Raw genomic sequence first — 22,135 nt, forward strand, 5'->3', positions numbered from 1 at the left:
CGCGCCGCGGCGCGCGGCGCGACCGGCACCGCGGGCGCGAGCTTGTCGCGCTGCGGATGAAAGCAGCGCACCTCGTGCCACGGCGCATCGTGCCGCGGGCGCGACATCTCGGGCCGCTTCTCGCAGGCCGCGTCCGCATGCGGGCAGCGCGGCGCGAAGGCGCAGCCGGCCGGCATGTCGAGCAGGCTCGGCGTCATGCCCTGTATCTGCCGCAGCCGCGCGCCGCGTTCGTTGGCGCTCGGCAGGCTGTCGATCAGCCCCCGCGTGTATGGATGCTGCGGATGGTCGAGCACATCGGCCACCGTGCCGTGCTCGACGATGCGCCCGGCATACATCACGGCGATTTCGTCGGCTAGGCTCGCCACCACCGAGAGGTCGTGGCTGATCCAGATCAGCGAGGTGCCGGTGTCGCGCACCAGCGTCTGCACTTCCGAGAGGATCTGCGCCTGGATCGTGACGTCCAGCGCGGTGGTCGGCTCGTCCGCAATGATCAGGTCGGGTCCGTGCAGCATCGCAATGGCAATCGCCACGCGCTGGCGCATGCCGCCCGAGAGTTGGTGCGGGTAGGCGCGCAGCCGCTCCTCGGGGCTGGAAATGCCCATTCGCCCCAGCGTGTCGCGCGCATGGCGGCGCGCCTCTTCGGTGGAGACGCGCTTGTGCGCCTTCACCGCCTCGATCATCTGCGTGTCGACCCGCAGCACCGGGTTGAGCGTGGCCATCGGATCCTGGAAGATCATCGCGATGCGGTTGCCCCGCAGCTCGCGCCGCTCGGTCGCCGGCAACTGCGTGAGTTCGCGACCCTGGAACAGCACCTGCCCGCCCTCGACCTTTCCCGGCGGATCGACCAGACCCATGATCGAGAAACCCGTGACCGACTTGCCCGAACCCGACTCGCCCACCAGCCCCAGCACCTTGCCGCGGCCCAGCGTGAAGGACACGCCGTCGACCACCGGCAGCACGCCAGCGCGCGTGTGGAAGCGCGTCTGCAAGTTGCGCACCTCGAGCGTCGGCACCTCGAGGTCTTGGACGGGAACGGCGCTCATTTCTGCAGCCTCGGGTTGAGCACGTCGCGCAGCTGGTCACCGACCAGGTTGATCGCGACGATGGCGGCCAGCAAGGCAACGCCGGGGAAGAAGCTGATCCAGTACTCGTTGGACAGCAGGTACTGGTAGCCGTTGGAGATCAGCAGCCCGAGCGATGGCTCGGTGATCGGCACGCCCAGCCCCAGGAACGACAGGGTCGCCTCCAGCGTGATGGCGCGCGCGATCTGCAACGCGCCGATCACCAGCAGCGGCGGCAGGCAGTTCGGCAGGATGTGGCCGGTGACGATGCGCCAGCGCGGAATGCCCTGCCCCTGCGCCGCGTCCACATACTCACGGCGCGCCTCGACCAGCGCCTGGCCGCGCGCGGTGCGCGCGTAGTAGGCCCATTCGAGCAGCACCAGCGTGAGCATCACGTTGCCCACGCCCTTGCCGACGTAGGCCAGGATCATCAGCGCCATCAGGATGGTCGGGAAGGACAGCAGCAGGTCGACCAGCCGCATCAGCAGCGCGTCGACCTTGCCGCCCGCATAGGCGGCCACCAGCCCGACCAGCGTGCCGATCACCGCGGCGATCAGCGCAGAGCCCACCCCCACCGTCAGGCTGATGCGCAGCCCGTAGACGATGGCCGAGTACAGGTCCCTGCCCTGCCCGTCGGTGCCGAGCCAGTAGATGTAGCCACCCTCGCTGCTGCGGGAGCCCGGCGGCAGGCGCGCGTCGAGCACGTCGAGCTGCAGCAAGTCGTAAGGATTCTGCGGCGTGATCCACGGCGCGAGCAGCGCGGCGAGCACCACGATGCCGAGCACCACCAGTCCGCCGATCGCGATGCGCGAATGCAGGAAATCGGCGGCCACGCGCCACCAGATCGAGCGCTCGTCGTAGCTTTTCACTGCACTCATTTCGCGCCCTCCAGCCGCACGCGCGGGTCGAGCAATTTGTAGAGCAGGTCGACGATGAGGTTCAAGGTCACGAAGATCACGACGACCACCATCAGGTAGGCCACCACCACGGGCCGATCGAGCGAGTTGATGCTGTCGAGGATCAGCTTGCCGGCCCCCGGCCAGGCGAAGATGCTCTCGGTGACCACCGCATAGGCGATGGTCGCGCCGAGTTCCAGCCCCAGCACCGTGACCAGCGGGATCATGGTGTTGCGCATCACGTGCATCAGCACCACGCGCGTGGGCGTGAGGCCCTTGGCGCGCGCGAATTTCACGTAGTCCTGCGGCAGCACCTCGCGCACGCCGGCCCGCGTGAGCCGCAGCACCAGCGAGATCTTGAAGAGGGCGAGGTTGAACGCCGGCAGCAGCAGGTGCTGCCAGCCGTCGAGCGTGAGCCAGGACCACTGCACGCCGAACAGCTCGCGCGTGGCCCCTCGCCCGCTCGCGGGCAGCCAGCCGAGCTGCACGCTGAACACCATGATCAGCATCAGCGCGACCCAGAAGGCCGGCAGCGAGAAGCCGACGATGCTGGTCGCCATGAGCGTGCGCGACACCGGATGCTCGGGCTTCATGCCCGCGAACAGCCCCAGCGGCACGCCCACCACGATGGCCATCAGCAACGCCGCGAAGGCCAGCTCCATCGTTGCGGGCAGGCGCTGCAGGATGAGACGCACCGCATCTTCCTGGTAGACGAAGCTGCGGCCCAGGCTGCCGTGCAGCGCGCCATCGACGAAGGCCAGGTACTGGCGCCACAGCGGCTGGTCGAGTCCGAGCCGGGCGATGGCGGCCAGGCGCTCCTGCTGGTTCATGTCCTCGCCGATGAGGATGTCGATCGGGTTGCCGATGGCATGCAGGCCGACGAAGACGATCAGCGTCATCGCCACCACCACAAGCAGCGCCTGCAACAGCCGGCGCAGCAGCCAGCCGGTCACGGCTTCACCTCGCGGCCGGGCGCAGCGTCATGTTCGATGGACTCGGTGTAAGGCGGCAGCGCCGAGGGCGTCCATTCGTCGCCGTCGAGCTCGGGCTCGGCATAGCGCTGCATGGCGTCGAAATGCCGCCTGGCGTCCTCGCTCAGAAGACTTGCCGCGAGGCCGCGCGCCAGGCGCTGGGCACCGTCGGTGATCTGCGGAATGTCGCCGGCCGCCGCGCCGTGCGAGAGCGAGGCCGCGTAGTTGAAGCAGTGCACGCGCTCCAGGCCCGGGCAGGCGCCGGGCGTCCTTGGCTGGAACTCGAACAACGGCCCGAGGTCCGGCGATTCCGCGAGTTCGCTGTCGGTCGTGCCTTCGGGCGGCGTGAAGCGGTCCTGCCACACGCGCACCTGCGACGCGAAGGCGGCGAACTCGGGCCGCAGCGCCCAGTCGGTGCGAAAGCCCGTGCTGAACACGATGAAATCCACCGCCAGCGGGCCCTTGGCCGTGTCTAGGCGCAGCGCACCGTCGGCGCGCCGCGCGGCACCCAGTACCGGCGTGCCAAGCTGGAAGTGCGCATTCGCATGGCGCGACACGCGCAGCGTGCTGCCGTGCGGCGGGGGAACCTGCTGTACGTTGATGTAGTGGCGCATGCGCCATTTCCACTCGTCCGGCAGTTGCCAGAAACCGTGGACCATGCCCGGGTTGCCCGCGCCCTTGCCCTTGTTGATGCGCGGCAGGTCGGCGCGGCGGATCAGCAGGTCGACGCGCGCAGCACCGGCCTCGAGCGCGGCCGCGGCGGCGTCCATCGCCGAGGCGCCGCCGCCGACCACGGCGACACACTTGCCGCACAGGCTCGCGGCGTCCCAGCACTCGGACGAATGGGCCCAGCGGTCGCGCGGCAGCGAAGCCGCCCAATCGGGTACCCAGGCGCCGCCCAGGCCGTCGCGGCCGGTCGCGAGCACCACATGGCGCGCCTGCACGCTGTACGGCTTGCCCTCGACGGCAAGGTCGGCCAGGTCGAGTTGCACCACACCGTCGGTGCGGGGCAGCACCGTCCTCACCTGCTGTTCGTTGCGCACGTCGAGACCGAGCACATGGCGGTACCAGCGCAGGTACTCGGCCCACTGCAGGCGCGGAATCTTGTCGAGCGCGTCCCAGGCCGCAAGGCCCCATTGCGCCTCGAACCAGGCGCGAAAGGTCAGCGCCGGCAGGCCGAGCGCGGGGCCGGTGAGCTCCTTGGGCGAGCGCAGCGTCTCCATGCGCGCGGTGGTGGCCCAGGGGCCTTCGAAGCCGGCGGGCGACCGGTCGTAGATGCGGGCGTGCAGGCCCAGGTGCGTGAGCGTGGCCAGCAGCGCCAGGCCCGCCATGCCGCCGCCGACGATGGCGACGTCGAGCAGCGCATCGCCCTGCGCCGGGTTCGGCGGCACCCAGCGCCTGGCCGGCAGGCCGAGCCACGACAGGTCTTGCCGCAGGCGCGCCTCGAGCGCGGCCAGGCCGACAGGGGCGGCCGCGACGGGTGGTTCGGTGGGGGCGTTCATCGCTGGTGCCTCAGGAAGGACTGTCGTCGCCGGCTGCGGCATCGCTGCTTTGATCGTCATGGTCATTGCCGCGGTCATCGCCATAAAGGGTGCGCAGCAGCGCGGCATGGGCCGACGCGTCGTGCTGCACGAAATGCGGCAGCGCGCTGGCGGCGGCCAGCAGCGCGTCGATCAGCGCGCGCACCGGCGGCGTGATCGGCTTGGCCTGCGGCGTGACGACGCCGAAGACGAAGGGAATGTTCGTATCGAGCGGCCGAACGGCCAGGCCTTCGAGCGGCGCACCGTAGGCGGTCAGTGGTTCCAGCACCGCCACGCCCAGGCCGGCGCGCGCCAGCGCCTGCGCATTGACCGAGGAGTTGGTCTCGATCAGCGCTTCCCTGCGCGCCGGGCTGTGGCCGGCACGTGCCAGCGTCGCATCGAGCCGGTGGCGCAGGCGGAAGGGGTTGCTCATGGTGATCAGGCGGCGCTGCGCCAGCGCCTGCAGTGGCACCGCCTCGTGCGCGGCGAGCGGGTCGTCATGCCGCAGCACCGCCACGCACGGCATCTCGCCGATCCAGTGCACCTCGAGGCCCCGATGCTCCAGCGGCAGGCTGCTCGCGCCGAGCTGCACCGCGCCACTGAGCACCGCATGCACCACCTGTTCGGGCGAGGCGCTGCGCAGCTGGATGGGCACGGCACCGGTCTGCGCCTCCACGCGCCGCAGTGCCTGCGGAAGCAGTCCGAGCGCCAGCGCGGAGGTCGCGGCCAGCAACAGCGGCTGCGCATTGCCGCGCGCGATCTCGGCCGCGCGCAGGTGAATCTGCTGGAGGCTGCCCAGCGCACGGTCGACGTCTTCATAGAGCAGGAAGCCCTGCTCGGTGGGCGTCACGCGGGGGCCGTGGCGGGTGAACAGCGCATAGCCGATCTCGGCTTCCAGTTCCTGTACCAGGCGGGAAACCGCCGGCTGCGACCTCGAAAGCAACCGCGCAGCGCCCGTGACGCTGCCGGTCGACATGACGGCAGCGAAGGCCTCAAGCTGCCGCAGTTCCATCGGTTTTAGTATCCATTTTCATGATCATCTGGCATTTATCATGCAAATGGCAAATACTTCCTCTTCATAAGCTTAGGCAGAGGGCGTCTAACACGACGTGATCGGCAAGAGCCATCTCGGCGTTCCGGGGGCCCCGTCAGGCAGCAACGCGGCGCTCAGCGCGCCAGCAGCTGGTTGAGCTTCTGCTGCGCGTATTCCTCGTTGGTGGTGCCGTCCGGTGCCTTCGCACCCCAGAAGTCGGCGTTCCACTTGATCGCCTTTTTCTCGACATCAGGGCTGTTGGTCCAGTAGTCGCGCAGCTTGGGGTCGGCCGCCGCGTACACGCGTGGCGATGGCAGTGCGACGCTGGTGGCTTCGGCCACGCGGGCGGCGCGCTCGGCGTCCAGGCGGAACGACAGCAGCTGGAGCGCGGCGTCGTGGTGCGGCGCGTCCTTCGGGATCGAGAAAAAGTCGTAGTAGGTGAAGGCCTGGTCCCAGGTCAGCTCCAGCGGCGCGTTGGCGTCTTCCTTCTTCAGGCGTGCCACCGGGCCGGTGTACGACAGGCAGGCGGATGCTTCACCGTCGAGCAGCAGTTGCGGCGCCTGCGAGTTGGTCAGCCACCACTTGACCACGTGCGGCTTGATCTCCGCAATCTTGCGCAGCGCGCGGTCGAAGTCGACCGGGTAGATCTTGTCGGCCGGCACGCCGTCGGCCAGCAGCGCCGACTCGAACACGAAGCGCGACCATTGCGGCAGGCAGCGCTTGCCCGGAAAGTCCTTCACGTTCCAGAAGTCGGCCCAGGTCTTGGGGTACTTCTTCGAAGGGAATGCTTCCTTGTTGTAGACCAGCGCCACACCGATGACTTGCAGCGCCACACCCTTGGGCCGCACGGCCCCCTTGGGCAGCGACGCGACGGTCTTCTGCGCCTCGGGCGAGAGCTTCTTGTAGTCGATCTCGGCAAGGTAGGCGTCGAGCAGGCGCACCTCCTGGTCGAAGATGAAGCTGAGGTCCCACTCGGTGCGCTTGGCTTCCACCTGCGCCTTGACGCGCGGGCCGCCGCGCGCCTCCTGCACGGTCAGCACCTTGATGCCGGTTTCCTTGGTGAAGGGGTCGTACACCAGGCGGCGCAGGTTCTCGCCGTAGGTGCCGCCCGGGTCCTGCGTGACGACTTCCTTGGTCTGGCTCCAGGCCGGGCCGACGCCGCAGGCGCTGCCGAGCGCGATCGCCAGGGCGAGCAGGGCCTGCATCGGGCGGGGACTTGATTGCTTCATGCGGATGCTTTCTTTCTTCGGATGACAAAAGGAAATGGAGTGGCTTGGCGCCTCAACTGCGCTTGCGCGCGGCCCAGGCCGAACGCGCAAGGAACAGGCCGACGACGATCAGCGCCACCTCGAAGGTGGCCACCACCGCCGGCACGGGGTCGAGCTTGTAGTTGACGTTGCCCCACAGCCGCAGCGGCAGCGTGGTCATGCGCGCGCCGCTCAGGAACATGGACAAGACCAGGTCGTCGAACGAATGCAGGAACGCGAAGAACGACGCCGCCAGCACGCCCGGGCGAATGGCCGGCAGCGTGACGAACCAGAACACGCGCAGCGGCGACGCACCGTGCACGGCAGCGGCCTGCTCCTGGCGCATGTCCACCGCCTGCAGGCTGGCTGAGACGATCACCAGCACCAGCGGAATGCCGCCGATGGCGTGGGCCGCGGCCAGCCCGGGAACGCTGCCCGCGAGGCCGGCTCGCAGGAACAGGCTGTACAGCGACAGGCCGAGCACCACGCCCGGGACGATCAGCGGGCTCACGAGGAAGGTCATCCATGCCGTCTTGCCCGGCAGCGACGAGCGCACCAGGCCGAATGCAGCCGCCGTGCCGAGCACCACGGAGATGACGGTGGCCAGCAGCCCGACCGCGACCGAGGTGCCCAGCGAAGACATCCATACCGGGTCGGACAGGAACTTCTCGTACCAGCGCAGCGAATACGCGGGTGGCGGAAAGCGCATGTAGGCCGAGTCGCTGAACGAGATGAGCGCGGCGATGGCGATGGGCAGCAGCAAGGTCAGGAAGGCCATGGTCGCGAGCGCGCCCGAGACCCCCCGCCCGAGCCGCGCCGGCACCGCGCCGAGCGCGCGCAGCAGCGGCCAGCCGAACAGGTCGGCGGCGCGGTCGAGCACGGCGCGCCGCCAGGAAGCCACGAGGCCCTGCGTTGCCGCACGGGAGGGCTTGTTCGCCCGCTGCCCGCCCCAGATGAATTCCAGCCCGAGAAAGCGCGCCGCCACCGCGACCACCAGCAAGGTCACCGCCAGCAGCACGGTCGCCAGCGACTGCAAGAAGCCGCCGCTCGCCAGAAAGTCCGCCTGCTGCGTGATGTGCATCGCGAACATCTGGTCGGCCGGACCGCCCAGCAGCGACGGCGTGATGAAGAAGCCCAGCGCCGAGATGAACACCAGCAGCACGCCCGCCAGCAGCCCCGGCAGCGTCTGCGGAAACAGCACGCGCCAGAACACCGCCAACGGCCCTGCCCCGCTGGCGGTGGCCGCGCGCTGCACCAGCGGATCGATGCGCGCCAGGCTGCCACCCACGGTGAGCACCATCAGCGGCAGCAGCACCGCGCCGATCGAGATGAGCACCGACGCACGGTTGAAGATGAGCGCCAGCGGCGCATCGACGATGCCGAGCCCGAGCAGCAATTTGTTGATGGGCCCGTTGCGCCCGAGCAGCACCATCCACGAGTAGGTGCGGATCAGCACCGAAATGAAATACGGCAGCACCACGGCCGCCGTCAGCACCAGCTTCCAGGTGCCGCGTGCGCGATGGATGAGCAGCGCGGTCGGATACCCGAACAGCGCGCACAGCGCCGCCACCGCCGCCGCGATGCCGAAGGTGCGCACCAGCGATTCCCAGTACAGCGGCACCTCGAACACGCGGGCGTAGTACGAGAGTCCGGCCTCGCCCGCCACGCTCAGGTGCAGCAGGTCGGCCAGCGGCAGCACGTAAAAGAAGGCGAAGAACAGCAGCGCGGGCGCGAACAGCCACGCAGGGTTGCGCAGGTTGACGCGGGCCGGCCAGCGCGGGCCCGAGTTCGCGGCTGCAGTACTCACGCCAGCACCCATGCATCGCCCGCCTGCCAGGCCAGGTGCACGGTTTCTCCAAGAACCGGTGGGCGGCCGTCGCGCGGATCGAGGCAACGCACCTGCACCTTGCCGCCACCGGGCAAGGCGGCGTCGACGCGCAGGATCTCGCCAAGGAACACGGTCGATTCGACGGTGGCCGCCAGCGAGCCCGCCGTGGCCGGGTCCACCAGCGACACGCGCTCCGGCCGCACCAGCACCTGTACCTGTTGACCCACAGCCAGCGGTGCGCCGCCATGCCTCGCCTCGAAGCCGTGACCTTCGCCGGCCCGCAGGGTCACAGCGTTGCCGTGCACACGCAGCACCCGTGCATCGAGCACGTTCGATTCGCCCACGAACCGCGCCACGAACTCGTTCCCGGGCTCGCGGTACAGCGCGCCCGGCGCGCCGACCTGCACGATGCGCCCCTTGTCCAGCACGGCGATGCGGTCGCTCAGTGCCAGCGCCTCGCCCTGATCGTGCGTGACGAAAACGATGGTGGTGCCCAGCGTGCGGTGCAGCGCGCGAATCTCGATCTGGATGGCCTCGCGCAGCCGACGGTCGAGCGCGCTCAGCGGCTCGTCCATCAGCACCACGCGCGGGCGGCGCACGATGGCGCGCGCAATGGCCACGCGCTGCTGCTGGCCGCCGCTGAGCTGCGCGGGCAGCCGCCCGGCGTACTCGCCCAGGTGCAGCAGTTCCAGCGTTTCGCCGATGCGGCGCGTGCTCTCGGCGCGGCCCAGGCCCGCCATGCGCAGCGGAAAGCCGACGTTCTGCGCCACCGTCATGTGCGGGAACAGCGCGTAGTGCTGGAACACCATGCCGAAGCCGCGCTGGTGCGGCGGCACGCCGCGCACCGAGCGGCCGTCCACAAGGATGTCACCCTCGTCCACCGCCGCGAAGCCCGCGATGGCGCCCAGCAGCGTGGTCTTGCCGCTGCCGCTCGGGCCGAGCAGCGTGACGAATTCGCCAGGCTCGATCTGCAGGTCGACGTTGTCCACCGCGGCGAAGCGGCCGAAGCGGCGGCTCAGGCCGTGAATGGCGATGCGGCTGCCGATGGAAGTAGACGCAGCGCTGCGCACGGCGGCCGGGGCGCGCAGGGCGTGAGCGCCCAGGGGAATGTCGATGCCGATGGAACTCATGAAAGAACAGGCTCCGTAGGGGGTTGGTCATGCACCACGCAGCCGCCGACCAGCGTCAGCTCGGCGTGGATGTGGGAACAAGGGATTCCGCAGGGCCGCAAGGAGCGAGGGAAGCGCTTGACAAGGGAGCCGGCGAGTCTAGGAACGCCTGTGCACCCATGGAACGAAGAATTCCGCATGACCACATGCGCAACCCGTCTTGCAAAGAGCATCCGTTCTGCGCTCAGGCACGCGGATGCACAGGCATCGGCAGTCTCAGGTGCTCGCGCAGCGTGCGCCCCGTGTACCCGGTGCAAAACAGCCCTAGAGCGAGCTGTAGAACGCGTGCGCAGCCTCCGCCGCCTGCTGCGCCGTGAACACCACCTCGGCCGTGTCGACGGCCAGGTGATGACCGATGCCGAAGAAGAAAGGGCCCGAGTGCATGTGTTCAGTGGAGGCTGTCAGCGCCTCGACGAGCTCAATGCTGCGCCACGCCCGCGCGGAACAAAAGAACGATTCAATGCGAGCTTATGCCGCCGCAGCGCTGGCGCCTGTCGCCGGTACACGGCGCCGCCAGGCATCGATGCTCCAAGGGCCGGCTCCAGCCGCCGCGATGAACAGGAAGACGAACGAGAACAGCACTGCGGCCTCTCCCTGGTTGAGCGAGGGAGCGAGCACGAAACCCTTGGGCGCATGGCCGATGAAATACGCGAACGCCAGCAGACCCGACAGCACGAACGCGACCGGCCGCGTGAACCACCCGATCAGCAGCAGGATGCCGCCGAAGAACTCCAGCACACCCGCCGCGCCGAGCAGCGAGACCAGCTGGAGGTTGTCGAAGTACGCCACGTGCGGAAAACCGAACAGCTTCGCCGAGCCGTGCTGGATCAGCAGATAGGCCGAGACGATGCGCAGCACCGAGAGAGCGGGCGGAACCAGACGGTCTGTATTGGCAATGGTCATGGCAAGGGGCCTATGGAAGGATTGAACGAGGAGAGACGCGCCGGAATTCTGTGGCGCCGGCCGGCCCGGGGCCAAGCGAGATTTGCGCATAAGCACATGCGCAATGGGCGCATGCGGCGGGCGCGAACTTTTCTAGCATGCGGCCATTGCATTCCGCCCGAGACACCACTCCCATGTCCCTGTCGACCGACACCCTTGCTGCGCCCCCTGCCCTCGACCAGGGATGCGGACTCCCGGAAGAAAGCTTGCGCATCGTGCCCATCGACGCGGCGCTCGGCGCCGAAGTGACGGGTCTGGACGCCACGCGTCCGCTGCGCGCGGGCCAGGTGCTGGCGCTCAAGCGCGCACTGCTCGAGCGGCATGTGCTGGTCTTCAAGCGCCAGCGCCTCGACGATGCGCAGTTCGAGCGCCTCGCGAGCTACTTCGGCAGCGTGTTTCGTCCACCCGCAAATGTTCCGGTCCTCGGCTCCGATCCGTACGGCGGCAACACCCCCGACATCGTGCACGTGTCGAACCTCGAAGGCGGCGTGCTCGGGTACGACGAACTGGCCGCGCATGCCGATCATCACTGGACGCCGGTGCCCTCGTCGGGCTCGCTGCTCTACGGCATCGAGGTGCCGTCCGAGGGCGGCGACACGACCTGGTTCAACCTTGCCGCCGCCTGGGACGCGCTCGACACCGGCACGCAGCGCGAAATTGCGGAGCTGAAACTCATCACCTACAACCCCTTCCTGCGCAAACTCAAGCCGCTACCCACCGGTTTCCCGCTCTACCGCACACCCGACATCGAGCCGCTCACGCCCTTCGAGGTGCACCCGCTGGTGCGCACGCACCCCGACAGTGGACGCCGCATCCTGCACCTGGGCGAAAAGACCGAGGTCGAGATCGTCGGTGTCGATCCGCAGTACGGCGCCGCACTCATCGCCCGGCTGCGCAAGCACCTGCTGCAGCCGCGCTTCGCGTACACGCATCGCTGGTCGGTGGGCGACATCGTCTACTGGGACAACCAGGCCACGCTGCACGCGCGCAGCGCCTTCGACAGCGGCGAGCGCCGCCTGCTCAAGCGCATCAGCCTTTCGGGCAGCCGGCCCTTCTGAACGAAGCATCCAGCATCGAACACGCGCGGGCCGGCAAAAGCCCGCGCGCCGAACCTTCCATGGCCTCCCGCCGCCCCATCCTGCTGAACGCGTTCGACATGAACACGGTCGGCCACGTGTCACACGGCCTGTGGCGGCACCCGCGCGACCGCGCCACCGAGTACAAACGCCTGCCCTATTGGCTCGAGATGGCCCGCACGCTGGAGCGCGGCCTGTTCGATGGGCTGTTTCTCGCGGACGTCACAGGTGTCTACGACGTGTGGGGCGGCAGCGCCGACGCGGCGTTGCGCGACGCGATCCAGCTTCCGATCAACGACCCTGCCGTGCTGGTCAGCGCCATGGCGAGCGTGACCCGGCACCTGGGCTTCGGCATTACCGCCACGATTGCCGCCGAAACGCCGTATGCGTTCGCGCGGCGCATGTCCACGCTCGATCATCTGAGCGAAGGCCGCATCGGCTGGAACATCGTCACCGGCTTTCTCGACAGTTCGGCCCGCGCGCTCGGCGAGAAGGTTGCTGCGGACCACGACCGGCGCTACGACCGCGCCGACGAATTCATGTCGCTCGTCTACCGGCTGTGGGAATCGAGCTGGGACGATGACGCAGTGATCGCCGACCGCGCGCGCGGCATCTATGCCGACCCGGCGAAGGTGCGCCCGATCCGCCACGAAGGCGAGTTCTACAGGCTCGACGTGGTGCATCCCTGCGAACCTTCGCCGCAGCGCACGCCACTGCTGTTCCAGGCCGGCGCCTCCGCGCGCGGCACTGCTTTCGCGGCACGCCATGCCGAAGTGGTCTTCGTGCCCAACCAGGGCCTGCAAGCGACCGCCGCCGTCGTGCGAAAGCTGCGAGCCGCGATGGCCGAGGCCGGACGAGCCCCCTCGGACGCGCGCTTCGTCACCACTTTGCAGGTGGTGGTCGGCCGCACCGAAAGCGAAGCGCGCGAACGCCATGAAGACTATCGCCGCTATGCCCGGCCCGAGGCTGGACTGGTGCAGTTCTCGAGCGCCATCGGCGTCGACCTCTCCCGTCATGGCTTGGACGACCCCGTGACCGGCGGTAGCGCGGATGCAATCCAGAGTTCGGTCGCCTCGCTGCAGCGGCACAGCGCCGGACCCACCGTGCGCCAGTTGCTGGCCCAGATGCCGCTCGGCGGACGGCACACGCCCGTGGTCGGCACGCCGGCACAGATCGCCGACGAGATCGAGGCCTGGGTGGACGAGGCGGGCGTGGACGGGTTCAACCTCGTGCGCACCGTCAGCCCCGAAGGCCTCGAGCATTTCGTCGAGCTGGCGGTGCCCGAGCTGCAGCGCCGCGGCCTGCACAAGCGTGCCTATGCCGAAGGCAGCTGGCGCGAAAAGATCTTCGGGCGCGCGAGCGCGCGCCCGCCCGCCGTGCACGCGGCACGACAGCCTCACGCGACCCCATGACCCACCTGATCAAGACCGATGCCGAAGCCATCTCCGTGGCTCGCGCACTGGCAGCCGAGTTCGCGCCGACCGCCTCCGAACGTGACCGCGAACGGCGGCTGCCGCACGAGGAAGTCGAGCGCTTCTCGGCCAGCGGCCTATGGGGCATCACGGTGCCGCGTGCCTTCGGTGGCGCGGCGGTGTCGCATGTCACGCTGGCTGAAGTGATTGCGCTCATCTCCGAAGCCGACCCGGCGCTCGGCCAGATTCCGCAGAACCACCACTGCCTGGTCGATGCGGTACGGCTGATCGGCAGCCCCGCGCAGCAGGACTTCTTCTTTCGCGAGGCGCTGGCAGGCAAGCGCTTCGGCAATGCGGTGTCGGAGAGCGGCACGCCCAATGCCAAGGTGGTCACAGCGCGCCTGAGCAAAGGCACCAACGGGCTTCGCCTGGATGGGCGCAAGTTCTATTGCACCGGTGCGCTGTTCGCCCACTGGGTGCCGGTGGCGGCCAAGGACGAGGAAGACCGGCAGGTGCTGGTGTACGTGCGGCGCGATGCACTTGGCCTGCAGGTGCTGGACGACTGGAGCGGCTTCGGCCAGCGCACCACCGCCAGCGGCACCGTGACGGCACAGAACGTGGCCGTGGAGGCACTGCAGGTGTTGCCGCGCGCCCAGCTGTTCGATCCCCCGACGATTCACGGCCCGTTCGCGCAGATTCTTCATGCGGCCATCGATCTGGGCATCGGCCGTGCGGCCATGGCCGACCTGCGCTCGTGGGTGCGCGACCGCGCCCGTCCCTGGCCCGACAGCGGCGTGGCACGGGCTGCGGACGACCCGCTCACGCTGGCCAAGCTTGGCGAACTGGTCATTCGGCAGCATGCCGCCGAGGCCCTGCTGGAGCGCAGCGGCCGCTACCTCGACGAGGCCCGCGAGCACAGCACGCCCGAGCGCGTGACCGAGGCGTCCATTGCCGTGGCCGAGGCCAAGGTGGTCACGACCGAATTCGCGCTGCGCGCGGCCACCACGCTGATCGAACTCGGCGGCACGCAGGCCACACTCGCCGAACACAACCTCGATCGCCATTGGCGCAATGCACGCACGCACACCGTGCACGACCCCGTGCGCTGGAAACCCCACGCCATCGGCAACCACTGGCTCAACGGCGCTACGCCACAGCGCCACGCCTCGCTGTGAGGCGCCCGCCCCTCCTTCACGAAAGCATCTCCATGGACCGTCGTCGCTTCATTCAACAAGGCGGTGCCGCCGCCTCGCTCGGCGGCATTGGCCTCGGCCTGCCACTTGCCGCCCTCGCCCAGCCGCGCAAGGAAACCGCACGCGTGCTGGCTGAGGGCGCACCCAACTCGCAGGACCCGCACGGCGAGGGCGTGAGCCGTGAGTCGCTCGGGCTCTTCACCAACGTGTATGACCGGCTGATCAACTTCGACCGGGTGCCGGTGTCGCCCGGCGTCTTCAAGTACGACTACGGGCGTTTTCGCGGCGAGCTGGCCGAAAGCTTCGAGCAGTCCGCGGACGGCCGCACGCTGACCTTCAGGCTGCGCCGCGACGCCACCTTCCACGACGGCCGCCCCGTCACCGCCAACGACGTGAAATGGTCTCTCGACCGCGCGGTCTCCCTGCCCGCGAGCAGGCGGCAATTGGGAACCGGCTCGCTGGAGAACCCGTCGCAGTTCAGCGTGGTGGACGCACACACCTTCCGCATCACGCTGCCGCGCGCGGACCGCTACACGCTGCCCAACCTCGCGCTGTCCTTCGCGTCGGTGCTCAACGCCGAGCTCGCCCGCTCGCACGCGACCGGGGCGGACCCCTGGGCCACCGAATGGGTGAAGGCCAACGCGGCCGGCGGCGGCGCCTACCGCGTCGAGAACTTCACGCCGGGCCAGCAGGTGATCTACACACGCTTCGACGGCTGGAAGAGCGGTGCGGTGCCGCGGGTGCGGCGCGCGGTGTTCCAGGTCGTGCCCTCGGCCTCGAACCGCGTGGCGGCACTGCTCAAGGGCGACGCCGACGTGGCGCTGCAGCTGCCGCCAAAAGACCTCGATGCGCTCACCGACACCACGCGCGCCAAGGTGCTCTCCGTGCCGGTCACCACCAGCTTCCGCTTCGTGGCCTTCAACACGCAGGCCAAGCCCTTCGACGACGTGCGCGTGCGCCAGGCCATCGCCTACGCCTTGCCCTACACCTCGCTGCTGCGCGGCGCCAACCTGGGCCGTGGCGAGCCGCTGTACGGCGCGAAGTCGGACAAGCCCACCAGCAGCCGCTTTCCGCAGCCTTACCCGTACGAGACGCAATTGCTGCGCGCGCGCGAATTGCTCGCTCAAGCCGGGTTGGCCAAGGGCTTCAAGACCAGCTTCAGCTACAACGTGGGCGACGCCACGCTGGCGGAGCCGGCCGCGCTGCTGATCCAGGAGGCGCTGGGCAAGATCGGTATCGAGCTGTCCATCGAGAAGGTGCCGGGTGCGCAGTGGGGCACGCTGCAGACCGAGAAGAAGCTGCCCTTCTTCATCGACAGCTCGTCCGCATGGTTCAACGACCCCGACTACTTCTTCCGCATCTTCTTCCAGGGCGACTGGCGCTGGAACTTCGGCTCGTTCAGGAACGAGGAACTCGCCAAGCTGGTCGAGCAGGCGCGCTGGGAAACCGATCGTGCCAAGTACGACCGCGCCATCCGGCGCGCGATCGAGATCGCCTTCGAGCAGGTGCCGCTGGTCCCGCTGTGGCTGCCCTCGTTCGAGGCGGCGCTGCAGCCCGACCTCCAGGGCTTCACCTACTACATCCACGGGCAGGTGGACTTCAGGCCGCTGACCCGATCGTGAGCACCGGCGGCAACTTCGCGGCGCGCATCGGCGCCCGGGTGCTGGCCACCGTCCCGGTGCTGCTGGGCGCGGTCGTCTTCACCTTTTTGCTCACGCACGTGCTGCCCGGCGACCCGGCGGCCTTTCTGGCGTCGGGGCCGAGCGCGGGGCCGGAGGAAATTGCGCAGATTCGTGCCCGCATGGGCCTCGACCAGCCGCTGCCGACGCAGCTGTGGCACTACCTCGTGGCCCTCGCGCAGGGCGACTGGGGCCAGTCGCACACCACCGGCCAGCCAGTGTGGACCGACCTGCGCCAGCGCCTGCCCGCCACGCTCGAGCTCACCTTCATCGCCTTCGCGCTGACGCTGGCCATCGCATTGCCGCTGGGCGCCGCGGCCGCGCTGCGGCCGCGCTCGGCGTGGGACCGGGCCTGCACGCTGCTCACGGTCGGCGGCAGCTGCATGCCGACCTTCGTCATCGCGCTGATGCTGGTGTACGTCTTCTACTTCCTGCTCGGCTGGGCTCCGGAGCCCACCGGGCGCATCGATGCCATGCTGACGCTGCCGCCCACCGTCACCGGCTTCTTTCTGTTGGACGCCACGCTCGCGGGCCGCTGGGACGCGTTCGCCTCGGCGGCCGGTCGGCTGCTGCTGCCGGCGGCGGCCATGGCGCTGTTCTCGCTCGCGCCGGTGGCGCGGCTCATGCGGGCGTCGCTGCTCGGCGTGCTGCGCAGCGACCCCGTGCGCACCGCGCGCGCGCTCGGCTTTCCGCGCCGCGCGGTGCTGGGGAGCGCGCTGCACCTGGCATTGCTGCCGGTCGTCACCGGGGCGGGTATGGTGTTCTCGTACATGCTGAGCGCCAACGTGGTGATCGAGAAGGTGTTCGCCTGGCCCGGCATCGGCAGCTATGCGCTCGATGCGCTGCTGGCCGCCGACCATGCGCCGCTGCAGGGCTTCGTGCTGCTGGTGGCGCTGCTGTTCGTGGGCGTGAACCTGGGGGTCGACCTGCTGCACAGCCGGATCGATCCGCGCGCGGGGGCAGAGGCATGAAGGCGCGGCTGCCGCATGCCGGCGCGCCGCTGGGTCTGTTGCTGCTCGCGCTGTTCCTGGCGGCCGCCTTGCTCGGCCCCGCGCTGGCGCCTTTCGATCCGCTGGCCACCGATGTACTGAACCGCCTGCAGCCACCCGGCGCCAAACACTGGTTCGGCACCGATGCGCTGGGCCGCGACCTGTTCTCGCGCGTGCTCGTCGCGACGCGGCTCGACCTGGGCATGGCCGCCGGGGCGGTGGTGCTGTCTCTGCTCACGGGCAGTGCGTTGGGCGCGTGGTGCGGCTTTGTCGGCGGGCGGTTGGACCGCTGGGTGGGCCGGCTGGTCGATGTGCTGATGGCCTTTCCGCTCTTCGTCGTGGCCATGGCGCTGGTCGCGGCATGGGGCAACAGCGTGGCCAACATCGTCTACGCGACGGCACTCATCAACCTGCCCTTCTACATCCGGCTGGCGCGCAGCGAAGTGGGGGTTCGGCGCAACGCCGGCTACGTGCTGGCGGCGCGGCTGGGCGGGGCCACCGCGCCACGGCTGCTGTTCGGCGTGCTGCTGCCCCATGTGTTGCCGATGCTGGCGGTGCAGGGTTCCATCAACCTCGGCTGGGCGCTGCTGAACGGCGCCGGGCTGTCGTTCATCGGGCTGGGCGTGCGCCCGCCGACGGCGGAATGGGGCGTGCTGGTGAGCGAAGGCGCGCCCTACATCATCACGGGCCAGTGGTGGCTGGCTTTCTTCCCCGGGCTGGCGCTGTTCGCGGCCGTGGGCTGCTTCACGCTGCTGGGCGACGCGCTGCGCGACCTGCTCGATCCGCGAGGCGCGGCCGAAGCGGCCAAGCCATGAGTGCGCCGATGCTGGAGGTCGAAGCCCTCACGCTGCGCTTTCGCACGCCCTCAGGCCTGGTGAACGTGCTCGACAACGTCGGCTTCACGCTGCAGGCCGGCGAGACGCTCGGGCTGGTCGGCGAGAGCGGTTCGGGCAAATCGGTGACTGCCCTGGCGCTGGCCGGCCTGCTCGATGCACAGGCGCAGGTGCAGGTGCAGGCGCGCAGGCTGCGCTTTCAGGGGCGTGACCTGCTGAACAGCCAGGGCGAACCCGACGCCGCCGCATGGCAAGGCGTTCGCGGACGCCGCATCGGCTTCGTGTTCCAGAGCCCGCGCCGCGCACTACACCCGCTGCGCACCATCGGCGATCAATTGCAGCAGGTGCTGCAGGTGCATCGCGGCCTGAAAGCCGCCCCGGCGCGGCAGGAGGCGCTCGCGTGGATCGAGCGCGTGGGCCTGAGTGATCCGGCGCGCCGCTTCAAGGCCTACGCGCACGAGCTTTCGGGCGGACAGTGCCAGCGAGTGATGATCGCGCTGGCGCTGGCCGGCGAACCCGAGCTGCTGATCGCGGACGAGCCGACCACGGGTCTCGACGTGAGCACGCAGGCCCTTGTGCTCGACCTCATCGCCGAACTCGCGAGCGCGCGCCGCTTGGCGATGTTGCTCATCACCCACGACCTGGCCCTGGCGGCTCAGCGTTGCGCGCGCATCGCAGTCATGCACGCCGGCCAGTTGGTGGAGACACTGCCGTCCGCTCGCCTGCGCGAAGGTGCGGCGCACATTTACACGCGACAGCTGCTGCGCGCCACGCCGCAATCGGCGTCCACGCTCGACGCCTTGCGCAGCGTGGACGGCACATTGCCGGACCTGACCCGCGTCGACCTGCCTGCCTGCCGCTTCGCCGAACGCTGCGAGAAAAGCGACGCACGCTGCCGCAGCCAAGCCGCCCCGTGGACCCGCATGGGTGCGCAACATGCGCTGGCATGCTGGCACCCCGTGCTCGAAACTCAGCGCGTCGGACTGCGCTGAACACACGCCATGTCCGAGCTGCCTTTGCTGGACGTACGCGACTTGGTGGCGCGCTATCCCCTGTCGGGCATTACGGGCGCGCCGTCGTTCGCCGGCCTTGTGAGACGCCAGCACTGGCTGCAGGCTGTCGATGGCGTGAATTTCACGCTCTCGCGCGGCGAGGCAGTAGGCCTGGTTGGCGAATCGGGCTGCGGCAAGTCTACGTTGGCGTCGCTGCTCGCGCGGCTGAGCGACCCGTTCTCGGGACGCATCGTGTTCGATGGCATGGACCTTGCCACCCATCGCGCGGCAGACGCCGCGCAGGCGCCGTGGCGGCGCCGTGTGCAGATGGTGTTCCAGGATCCGCTCGACAGTCTCGATCCGCGCAAGACGGCCTTCGATGCCATCGCCGACCCCATCCGCAGACTCCTGGACCTGAATGCCCAGGCGGTGCGCCAGCGCGTGCTCGATGTGGCGCAGCGCGTGCAGCTCGGCGCCGATCTGCTGCAACGCCGTCCGCACGAGCTTTCCGGCGGGCAGGCCGCGCGCGTGGGTATTGCGCGCGCACTGGGGCCTGGGCCGGAGCTGCTGATCCTCGACGAGCCCACGGCAGCGCTCGACGTGTCGGTGCAGGCCGGCGTGCTGACCCTGCTCGACCGGCTACGGCGCGAACTGGGTCTGGCTGTCTTGTTCGTCTCGCACGACCTGAGTGTGGTGCGCCTGCTGTGCGATCGCGTGCTGGTGATGCGGCAAGGCCGCATCGTGGACCAAGGACCGGCGCGCGAACTGTTCGATCAGCCGCGCCACACCTACACCGCGGCGCTGGTTGCGGCGATTCCGCGCTTCCCTTCCCGGTGACGGTCAGTTCCTGCGGTTTCCTTCAGAGGATGGCGTAGGTGTCCATGTTGCCGCCGCGGCCTCGATGTTCATGCCATGGCTCTCCGCCGCCGGCGCGATCAGGTTGCGCGAGCCCGGTCCCTTTTGGCTTCAAGCGGCCGTGCGATGCCGCGGCAACCGCCCGAAGAACGGATGGCTCGGATCGTTGAATCCCGGCAGCGACGAATGTCCGGTGGTCACGAGCGCATCGACCAGGGCCTCGTCGTCTTCGGTGAAGCGATATTGCAGCGCGGGCAGGTAGTCTTCCCACTGCTCCAGCGTGCGCGGGCCGGCAATGGCCGAGGTGATGAGGCGGTTGTTCAGCACCCAGGCCAGCGCGAACTGGCCCGGCGTGATGCCGCGTCCCTCGACGTGCTCCTTCACGCGCTGCGCGATGTCAAGCGACTCGGCACGCCATTCGGTCTGCAGGATGCGTTTGTCGTCGCGGCCTGCACGCGTGCCCGGCGGCGGTGCCTTGCCGGGTTCGTACTTGGCGGTGAGCACGCCGCGCGCGAGCGGGCTGTAGGACACCACGCCCACGCCGTAGTACTCGGCCGCGGGCAGATGCTCGGCCTCAATCTGCCGGTTCGCCAGGTTGTAGAGCGGTTGCGTGGCCGCGGGACGGTCCACGTTCAATGCATCGGCCGTGCGGGCGAATTCCGCGACCTTCCAGGCAGGGTGGTTCGACAGGCCGTAGCTGCGCAGCTTGCCGGCGCGGATCAGGTCGCCGAGTGCGCGCACGGTCTCGGCCACGGGCGTGGCCCGGTCCTCGCGGTGCAAATACAGGAGATCGATGTGATCGGTGCCCAGGCGCTTCAGGCTGGCCTCCACCGATTGCACGATGCCGTGCCGCCCCGTGCTCCTGTTGTTGGGACCGGCGATGTCCGGATCGGGGTTGGCGAACTTGGTCGCGAGCACCCAGCGGTTGCGGTTGGGTGCCACGAGCTCTCCCACGACCTTTTCGGACTCGCCCTTGTTGTAGGCATTGGCGGTGTCGATGAAGTTGACGCCCTGCTCGAAGGCGCGCTCGGCAATGCGCTGCGCGGTAGCGCGGTCGGTCTGGCCGCCGAACATCATGGTGCCGAGGGCGATCGGCGACACGAGGATGCCGCCACGGCCGAGGGGACGGTAGTCGACGCTGCTCATGAGGAAAAAAGCTCCCTGTATCTCTGTCTGGCGAAAGGAAAGGCGTTAGAGACGAAGCCCGGCCTGCTTCATCAGCGGCAGGATGCGGTCGCCGAAGAATTCGAGGTCGGGCTTGAAGTCGAAGAAGCTCAGTTGCAGGCCGTCGATGCCCGCGCGCTTGAGCTGCACGAACTGCTCGACCACCTGCTCTGGCGTACCGATGACCTCGATGTTTCCGCCAATGGCGCGGCGCCTGGGTGCGTCGTTGCCGACGCGGCCACGCCAGGCATGCGCGTCGCTGTCGAAGCGGTTGTAGCTGGCGTTGGGGTCGGCATCGAGGTGGTCGACGATGGCATCGTGGTAGTCCCAGGTCTCGCGCTCGGTCTCGCGGCTGATGACCATCGGGTTCAGCAGCGTGCGCACCTCACGCCCCACGTGCCGGGCCGCCTGCTTCACGCGCGCGGCGTGCGCGGGCAGCGCCTCGATGGCGCTTGCGAAGCTGGAGCCGCTCGGGCTGGTGATGAAGACGATGTCGGAGTAGCGTGCTGCGAACTCGATACCTGCATCGGAGCCGGTGGCGTTCACCAGCACCGGACGGCCGAAGCGCGGCTTCGGCGAAACGAACGCGCCGTCGAGCTTCCAGGGTGATTCGCCCTTGAACGACCAGTTTTCGGTGTCGGCCCACAGGCGCTGCACCACCTCGAGGAACTCCGCCGCGAGTTTGTAGCGCCGGTCGTGTTCGATGCGCTGCGAGCCGAACATCTCGTGCTCTACTGCGCGATGGCCCGTGACTACGTTGATGCCCCAGCGCCCGCCCGAGATATGGTCCAGCGTGGCGGCGTACTTGGCCAAGTGCAGCGGATGCAGCGGACCGTAGAGCACGTGGATGGTCGAGATCAGCATGATCCGGCTGGTCACCGCGGTGAGAGCGGCTGTGGTCATGAACGAGTCAAGCGCCTGTCCGTTGAAGACCCCGCCGTAGCCGCCTTTGGGCAGCCACTGCGAGAGCGCGAACACGAGGTCGAATCCGAGTTGCTCGGCGTGCAGCACGAGATCCCTGTTGTAGTCGAAGCGCCAGTCAGTGGTGCGCGGCAAGGTCGAGGCGCTCCAGCCGCCCGCCTGGATCGGCAGGAACAGCCCGAGCAGCACGGGCTGCCTGAAGGCCTGGGAGACCGGGCTCTCGCTGAATTCGGTCGGTGCGGCAAAGCGCTCCCAACCGGCGATGGCGCCGGGCTGGTGGGTCAGGGACATTGTTGAATTACCTTCCAGAGGCCCGAATTCTGACCAGCCACTGAGCAAATGGCACGGCCGGAA

General features: G+C 68.9%; 18 protein-coding genes and 1 pseudogene. 8 read left to right on the forward strand and 11 right to left on the reverse strand.

Translation table 11 applies throughout. The features are described 5' to 3' along the window. Window positions 1-53 precede the first annotated feature (53 nt). The 9 genes and pseudogenes from BLR24_RS31025 to BLR24_RS10050 form a co-directional block, all read right to left on the reverse strand. Window positions 54-1,043 (reverse strand): annotated as a pseudogene (locus BLR24_RS31025) (ABC transporter ATP-binding protein); the annotation flags it as partial. Continuing rightward, window positions 1,040-1,939, reverse strand: a complete 900-nt coding sequence (locus BLR24_RS10015) for an ABC transporter permease (protein WP_093016387.1) — start codon at window positions 1,937-1,939, stop codon at window positions 1,040-1,042. The gene BLR24_RS10015 and the pseudogene BLR24_RS31025, both read right to left, overlap by 4 nt. Next, window positions 1,936-2,910 carry an ABC transporter permease gene (locus tag BLR24_RS10020; protein WP_093016389.1) on the reverse strand — a complete coding sequence of 325 codons (975 nt, stop codon included), beginning with the start codon at window positions 2,908-2,910 and terminating at the stop codon, window positions 1,936-1,938. The genes BLR24_RS10015 and BLR24_RS10020 overlap by 4 nt, the downstream gene beginning before the upstream one ends. Continuing rightward, the gene (locus tag BLR24_RS10025) at window positions 2,907-4,430 is read right to left on the reverse strand and encodes a SidA/IucD/PvdA family monooxygenase (RefSeq protein ID WP_093016391.1); all 1,524 of its coding nucleotides are present in this window, start codon (window positions 4,428-4,430) and stop codon (window positions 2,907-2,909) included. Before BLR24_RS10025 ends, BLR24_RS10020 begins: the two co-directional genes overlap by 4 nt. 10 nt (window positions 4,431-4,440) lie before the next feature. Next, the gene (locus tag BLR24_RS10030) at window positions 4,441-5,460 is read right to left on the reverse strand and encodes a LysR family transcriptional regulator (RefSeq protein WP_093016393.1); all 1,020 of its coding nucleotides are present in this window, start codon (window positions 5,458-5,460) and stop codon (window positions 4,441-4,443) included. A gap of 155 nt (window positions 5,461-5,615) precedes the next feature. After that, window positions 5,616-6,710: an extracellular solute-binding protein gene (locus BLR24_RS10035; protein ID WP_217636308.1), complete on the reverse strand. Its 1,095-nt coding sequence runs from the start codon at window positions 6,708-6,710 to the stop codon at window positions 5,616-5,618. A gap of 52 nt (window positions 6,711-6,762) precedes the next feature. Further along, entirely contained in the window at window positions 6,763-8,535 is a 1,773-nt protein-coding gene (locus tag BLR24_RS10040; protein WP_217636309.1) for an ABC transporter permease subunit, read from the reverse strand. Further along, window positions 8,532-9,686 carry an ABC transporter ATP-binding protein gene (locus tag BLR24_RS10045; RefSeq protein WP_175543241.1) on the reverse strand — a complete coding sequence of 385 codons (1,155 nt, stop codon included), beginning with the start codon at window positions 9,684-9,686 and terminating at the stop codon, window positions 8,532-8,534. Before BLR24_RS10045 ends, BLR24_RS10040 begins: the two co-directional genes overlap by 4 nt. Before the next feature lie 507 nt (window positions 9,687-10,193). Beyond that, window positions 10,194-10,628, reverse strand: a complete 435-nt coding sequence (locus BLR24_RS10050; RefSeq protein ID WP_093016399.1) for a DoxX family protein — start codon at window positions 10,626-10,628, stop codon at window positions 10,194-10,196. A 173-nt stretch (window positions 10,629-10,801) separates the two neighbouring features. Here BLR24_RS10050 and BLR24_RS10055 point away from each other — a divergent pair, with 173 nt between their 5' ends. Genes BLR24_RS10055 through BLR24_RS10090 form a run of 8 tightly spaced genes read left to right on the forward strand, consistent with a single transcriptional unit; the run spans window position 10,802 to window position 19,678 of the window. Next, the gene (locus tag BLR24_RS10055; protein ID WP_093016401.1) at window positions 10,802-11,725 is read left to right on the forward strand and encodes a TauD/TfdA dioxygenase family protein; all 924 of its coding nucleotides are present in this window, start codon (window positions 10,802-10,804) and stop codon (window positions 11,723-11,725) included. A 59-nt stretch (window positions 11,726-11,784) separates the two neighbouring features. After that, a complete protein-coding gene (locus BLR24_RS10060; RefSeq protein ID WP_093016403.1) occupies window positions 11,785-13,155 on the forward strand; it encodes an LLM class flavin-dependent oxidoreductase in 1,371 nt (456 codons plus the stop codon). After that, complete coding sequence (locus tag BLR24_RS10065; RefSeq protein ID WP_093016405.1) at window positions 13,152-14,330, forward strand: SfnB family sulfur acquisition oxidoreductase; 1,179 nt, start codon at window positions 13,152-13,154, stop codon at window positions 14,328-14,330. Before BLR24_RS10060 ends, BLR24_RS10065 begins: the two co-directional genes overlap by 4 nt. Before the next feature lie 32 nt (window positions 14,331-14,362). Next, window positions 14,363-15,970, forward strand: coding sequence for an ABC transporter substrate-binding protein (locus tag BLR24_RS10070; RefSeq protein WP_093016407.1), 1,608 nt, complete (start codon window positions 14,363-14,365; stop codon window positions 15,968-15,970). Then, entirely contained in the window at window positions 15,967-16,998 is a 1,032-nt protein-coding gene (locus BLR24_RS10075; protein WP_093016409.1) for an ABC transporter permease, read from the forward strand. Before BLR24_RS10070 ends, BLR24_RS10075 begins: the two co-directional genes overlap by 4 nt. Beyond that, window positions 16,995-17,831 (forward strand): ABC transporter permease, encoded by an 837-nt coding sequence (locus tag BLR24_RS10080; RefSeq protein ID WP_093016411.1) that lies wholly within the window; start codon window positions 16,995-16,997, stop codon window positions 17,829-17,831. Before BLR24_RS10075 ends, BLR24_RS10080 begins: the two co-directional genes overlap by 4 nt. Continuing rightward, complete coding sequence (locus BLR24_RS10085) at window positions 17,828-18,841, forward strand: ABC transporter ATP-binding protein (protein WP_217636310.1); 1,014 nt, start codon at window positions 17,828-17,830, stop codon at window positions 18,839-18,841. Before BLR24_RS10080 ends, BLR24_RS10085 begins: the two co-directional genes overlap by 4 nt. Window positions 18,842-18,850: 9 nt before the next feature. Then, on the forward strand, window positions 18,851-19,678 hold the full coding sequence (locus BLR24_RS10090) for an ABC transporter ATP-binding protein (RefSeq protein ID WP_093016413.1): 828 nt from the start codon (window positions 18,851-18,853) through the stop codon (window positions 19,676-19,678). Window positions 19,679-19,807: 129 nt separating this feature from the next. Here BLR24_RS10090 and BLR24_RS10095 read toward each other — a convergent pair whose 3' ends face one another. Together BLR24_RS10095 and BLR24_RS10100 are read right to left on the reverse strand one after the other, a co-directional pair. Beyond that, window positions 19,808-20,842 (reverse strand): aldo/keto reductase, encoded by a 1,035-nt coding sequence (locus BLR24_RS10095; RefSeq protein WP_093016415.1) that lies wholly within the window; start codon window positions 20,840-20,842, stop codon window positions 19,808-19,810. 45 nt (window positions 20,843-20,887) lie between these two features. Beyond that, window positions 20,888-22,072: an LLM class flavin-dependent oxidoreductase gene (locus tag BLR24_RS10100; RefSeq protein ID WP_093016417.1), complete on the reverse strand. Its 1,185-nt coding sequence runs from the start codon at window positions 22,070-22,072 to the stop codon at window positions 20,888-20,890. Between the last annotated feature and the right edge of the window lie 63 nt (window positions 22,073-22,135).

Source organism: Variovorax sp. OV700 (assembly GCF_900099805.1).
Lineage (GTDB): Bacteria > Pseudomonadota > Gammaproteobacteria > Burkholderiales > Burkholderiaceae_C > Variovorax.